A 3,914-nucleotide genomic window follows, 5' to 3' on the forward strand; every position below is an offset into this window, starting at 1 on the left:
CAAGGAGTTGTCCCTCTCTATTGTCTTCCTAAGACCGCTTGGCCTCCGACTTAGTTTATTGCAACAAATGCCAATTTATGGGAAGAGTGGATGGATGACCCTGGATCAGCAAAGGCAGGTGGTAACGGGGAATGTGGCTCGGAAGTGGTGGCTCGTGTTGATGATTTCTTTAAAGAAATGTTCGCAAGGCATCCATCGGGAAATGTTTTGGTTGTTGGACACAATGGTGTTAACCGCTTATTCCTGGCGCACAAGCTGGGCATGCCGCTCAAAAACTACAGAAAAATTGTTCAGGAAAACTCATCAGTGACACTATTCAGCCTTGATGAGCAGGGAGATATAAGCTTAAAATCTTTAAACAGTAAATTATAACAATATGACATATAAATCTAATGTTTTTAAGGCATTGTTTTTCACCGTTGCTGTGGTGGCCTTTGGTCAGAATGCATCAGCCCAACAAATGCATCATTTGAAAATTAAGAATGCGAAAAAACTGCAGTCATTTTTTAAATATACGGGTAAAGACAGGCCAATTATCAGCGGGCATAGGGGTGGAATGGTCAATGGGTTTCCTGAAAATTCTATTGAAACTTTTGAAAATACGTTGCGCTATACGCCGGCATTTTATGAAATCGATCCTCGACTCACTAAAGATGGCGTGGTGGTGCTGATGCATGACGAAACTGTAGACCGTACAACCAACGGCACGGGTAAGGTGTCTGATTTCTCCTACGAAGAATTGCAAAAATTGAGGCTGAAGGATGTTCATGGTCATGTAACGGATTTCAAAATTCCAACCCTTACTCAGGCAATCGAATGGAGTAGAGGGAAGACGGTGATGAATCTTGACAAAAAAGACCTTCCTTTGGTTGAAACGGCCAGGATACTTAAAGAAATCGGGAATGAGGTGGTAATGGTTACTGTTCATAATGCAGAGCAAGCTAAATTCTATTACCAGGATAATCCTCGCAGGATGATGTCAGCATTCGTGAAAACTAAACAAGCTTTTCATGAATATGAGGCAGCAGGTATTCCTTGGCGTAATATGATCGCCTACATTGGCTCATTAAACAAACCTGAAAATAAAGAGCTTTACGATATGCTTCATGCAAAAGGGGTGATGTGCATGATTTCTTCTGCGCCAACTTATGACAAACTGGAGAATCCCGCTGAGCGTGCTGAGCATTTCAGGGAGACCTTTCTCCAGGGTGCAGATATTCTGGAATCCGATCTTCCAATAGAGGCTGCTGAAGCGATCAAGTCTTTGATTCCCAAGAGCAGTCCTCAACAAAAATACTTCGCAAAGCAAAAGTAGTAAAGCCTTTATATCCGGACTGCGATTGTTTGTCCAGGGGCTGTAAATTCCACCCAACTGCACAAAAACTATAATCAGCTTTATCGGTTATCATCAGACTTAATCATTAGAAGATGAATACAGACATTCCAAAAATAAGCGACTTTCCAACAGGGGAAGAAAATACAGCTTATGCGCAATATTTTACAGGAAAATCATGGTTGGCGCCTTTAGCCTCTAATAAGAACCTAAACGTGCCTCTTGCCAATGTAACCTTTGAGCCCGGTTGTAGAAACAACTGGCACAGCCATACAGGGGGGCAGCTTTTGATTGTGGTTGGCGGCGAAGGGTTGTATCAGGAACGTGGAAAATCGGCAATCCACCTAAAAGCAGGCGATGTGGTAGAAATTGCGCCAAACGTTGAACATTGGCATGGTGCCACCGCAACCAGTTGGTTTTCGCACCTGGCAACAAATGGTAGTCCGGCAACGAATCAGAATATGTGGCTGGAGCCGGTAAATGATGAAGATTACCAAAATGGTAATCGTCAAATTCAAGAATAATGAATTTTATCTCTCTTTATCACGATGACAATGGATGCTCAAGAAAATTCGATACTGAATGCGAAGGAAAAAAGCCTGACAGGTATTTCGGCAACTACTGCCACAGGCAAAATGGATTTGTTGAAATCGCAGTTAAATGAAGGCTATGAGTGCGATTATCCATCAATTGATTTGCGCAACGCAAGCCAGTATATTTCTATCTAATATTTAAGAACAACTCCTTACCGTGCTGTAGCTGTTAGTATGTAAGAGCCACATAAATCAATCAATATTTTGCACAGTTGTGAAGAGTCGGGTTTTTAGTTCTCTAAATTTTTTTGTGAGTTCTGCTATAGATACTTCAAGCGAACTATGCTGTTTTTCAATTTGTCCTAAATCTTCAGGAGCTTTTCCTTCAGCTGCCAATACAATTTGGCCGCGCAACTCATCAACAGCATCTTCATTTTTCTCCCGCTCCTGGTCAAGCGCTTTTAATTCTTCGCCCAAACTTTTTAGTTTTTCAAGATCTTCTGTTGAAGCTACGCTCGCATACCTGTCTAGTAAATGGTGGAAAAAATTGCTTTCCACCTGAAAATATTGCAGATCAGAAGTCCAATGTTCGGCGATTACAAAATACTGATTGGACTTTGATGACAATTCCTTAGGAGTTTCCATACGACTTGCTTTTAATTAAGATTGTGAAAGATGTTCGACTCATTCTGGCCTAAAATGACTGAAAAATATATAGATTACTAATTTCAGCATAACCCCTTAGCGATCAAGTGACCACTGTCAGCTAGTCGCATGATTTTAATCACCAAGCTGCACCAAAGCCTTTTTATCTCATAAAAGTCAAATGGTATCAAGAAATTTGTTGTTAATGTTTGCCTTTTAGCTTCATTAATATTTCAATTGTTTTATTATCACGTTGCCCATTAAACAGGGTTTTCAGTGCTTGCTCAAATATTGGGTTGGAGCCGTTCACAGCTGAAAACAACGTCATGCAGGAGTGAAACTTCAGGTCGTCGGGGCTTCCAAATATCTGCTTAACGTTTTTTTGCGATTTCAAAACTTCTGTAGTAATACGTATCAGCCTGGCGCCCAAAACTGGATGTGCCAGGAAATCCCTGGCTTCCTCCAGATCACGTATTGCATAATAATTAGCGGTTTCTGAGTAGCCAAGTCCTTGGATCTGGGGGAAAATATACCACATCCAATGTAACTGTTTACGCCCATTTATAATCTCGCTTAGTGCGGTATCATAATCAGCGTTTTGTGCTTTTACAAAACGGTCAAGATCTGTGTTTTTCATGGTGTCTTCGTTAGTCGATATAATCAACAACCGATATTATTAAATACAAGTTTCATTTTTGTAGTTCTAATTGCCTTTGAACTGTGTTGACGCGAATGGAAAATACAGTTCACGTGGAATTGATAAAACCTTGCCTTAAAACATTTAATATAGCAGTGTGTTTAACTAGGAAATTTATAAATATGGAATCATTCGATTTACAATTATCAGAAAAACAACTAACAATTGAGCCACAAGACAATGGTACATACCGGATTATGGAGGGTTTAGATAAGCTTGGGGTGATTTATCCAGAGCCAAGTGACGACGAGGTAGTTTGGAACACTCAAGATGAATTAGATGAAGGTTTTGTGCGGCAGGTTGGGAAAATGATTACTGAACACAATGATAATGGTTAAAATAAACAAAGCCGCTTTCTGAAGAAAGCGGCTTTGTTTAAGCTTATTTAAATAGCAATAATTACACCTGGTAGCATCTATTTTTGGTCTCCTGATGGAGCTGGCATCATTAAACTTTCTTGTAATATCGTAGCCATACCCTACAACATTGTATTTGGGATCCCCTGTGGCACTACAGGATCTTGCAAATTTCTTGGTACGATTACTTTGATTCCTTCTATAGGATCAAGCACTTCCTCTAATTTTGGAGGTACATCAGATTTTTTGCAGGATGTACTAACACTTATTACTAGCAGCAGATTAAGAGTTTTCTTATTTAATTTTTATTTAACTAAATAACTTATATACTCAAACATAAGCATTACTGT

Annotated in this window: 7 protein-coding genes; 5 read left to right on the forward strand and 2 right to left on the reverse strand. The window is 39.8% G+C overall.

Annotated elements, in window-relative coordinates; translation table 11 throughout:
• Positions 1-57: 57 nt before the first annotated feature.
• The 4 genes from ACR2F3_RS09805 (at position 58) to ACR2F3_RS09820 (ending at position 2,061) form a co-directional block, all read left to right on the forward strand.
• Entirely contained in the window at positions 58-372 is a 315-nt protein-coding gene (locus tag ACR2F3_RS09805; protein ID WP_432709805.1) for a histidine phosphatase family protein, read from the forward strand.
• A 4-nt stretch (positions 373-376) separates the two neighbouring features.
• A complete protein-coding gene (locus ACR2F3_RS09810; RefSeq protein ID WP_432709799.1) occupies positions 377-1,315 on the forward strand; it encodes a glycerophosphodiester phosphodiesterase family protein in 939 nt (312 codons plus the stop codon).
• A 113-nt stretch (positions 1,316-1,428) separates the two neighbouring features.
• A complete protein-coding gene (locus ACR2F3_RS09815) occupies positions 1,429-1,857 on the forward strand; it encodes a cupin domain-containing protein (protein ID WP_432709800.1) in 429 nt (142 codons plus the stop codon).
• Between the two features lie 30 nt (positions 1,858-1,887).
• Positions 1,888-2,061 carry a hypothetical protein gene (locus ACR2F3_RS09820; RefSeq protein ID WP_432709801.1) on the forward strand — a complete coding sequence of 58 codons (174 nt, stop codon included), beginning with the start codon at positions 1,888-1,890 and terminating at the stop codon, positions 2,059-2,061.
• Between the two features lie 57 nt (positions 2,062-2,118).
• On the opposite strand, the gene ACR2F3_RS09825 is transcribed toward ACR2F3_RS09820, so the two are convergent.
• Together ACR2F3_RS09825 and ACR2F3_RS09830 are read right to left on the reverse strand one after the other, a co-directional pair.
• Positions 2,119-2,511: a hypothetical protein gene (locus ACR2F3_RS09825; protein ID WP_432709802.1), complete on the reverse strand. Its 393-nt coding sequence runs from the start codon at positions 2,509-2,511 to the stop codon at positions 2,119-2,121.
• 202 nt (positions 2,512-2,713) lie between these two features.
• Positions 2,714-3,148 carry a DUF1810 domain-containing protein gene (locus ACR2F3_RS09830; protein ID WP_432709803.1) on the reverse strand — a complete coding sequence of 145 codons (435 nt, stop codon included), beginning with the start codon at positions 3,146-3,148 and terminating at the stop codon, positions 2,714-2,716.
• A gap of 182 nt (positions 3,149-3,330) precedes the next feature.
• On the opposite strand from ACR2F3_RS09830, the gene ACR2F3_RS09835 reads away from it, so the two are divergent.
• Positions 3,331-3,546 carry a hypothetical protein gene (locus ACR2F3_RS09835; RefSeq protein ID WP_432709804.1) on the forward strand — a complete coding sequence of 72 codons (216 nt, stop codon included), beginning with the start codon at positions 3,331-3,333 and terminating at the stop codon, positions 3,544-3,546.
• The last annotated feature ends 368 nt before the right edge of the window (positions 3,547-3,914 follow it).

This window comes from Pedobacter sp. (assembly GCF_045627485.1).
Lineage (GTDB): Bacteria > Bacteroidota > Bacteroidia > Sphingobacteriales > Sphingobacteriaceae > Pedobacter.

What these genes read in the sequence shown, in the direction of transcription:
- ACR2F3_RS09810 (WP_432709799.1), top strand. Translation starts at nt 377, where the DNA reads ATGACATATAAATCTAATGTTTTTAAGGCATTGTTTTTCACCGTTGCT.
- ACR2F3_RS09815 (WP_432709800.1), top strand. Translation starts at nt 1,429, where the DNA reads ATGAATACAGACATTCCAAAAATAAGCGACTTTCCAACAGGGGAAGAA.
- ACR2F3_RS09820 (WP_432709801.1), top strand. Translation starts at nt 1,888, where the DNA reads ATGGATGCTCAAGAAAATTCGATACTGAATGCGAAGGAAAAAAGCCTG.
- ACR2F3_RS09825 (WP_432709802.1), bottom strand. Translation starts at nt 2,511, where the DNA reads ATGGAAACTCCTAAGGAATTGTCATCAAAGTCCAATCAGTATTTTGTA.
- ACR2F3_RS09830 (WP_432709803.1), bottom strand. Translation starts at nt 3,148, where the DNA reads ATGAAAAACACAGATCTTGACCGTTTTGTAAAAGCACAAAACGCTGAT.
- ACR2F3_RS09835 (WP_432709804.1), top strand. Translation starts at nt 3,331, where the DNA reads ATGGAATCATTCGATTTACAATTATCAGAAAAACAACTAACAATTGAG.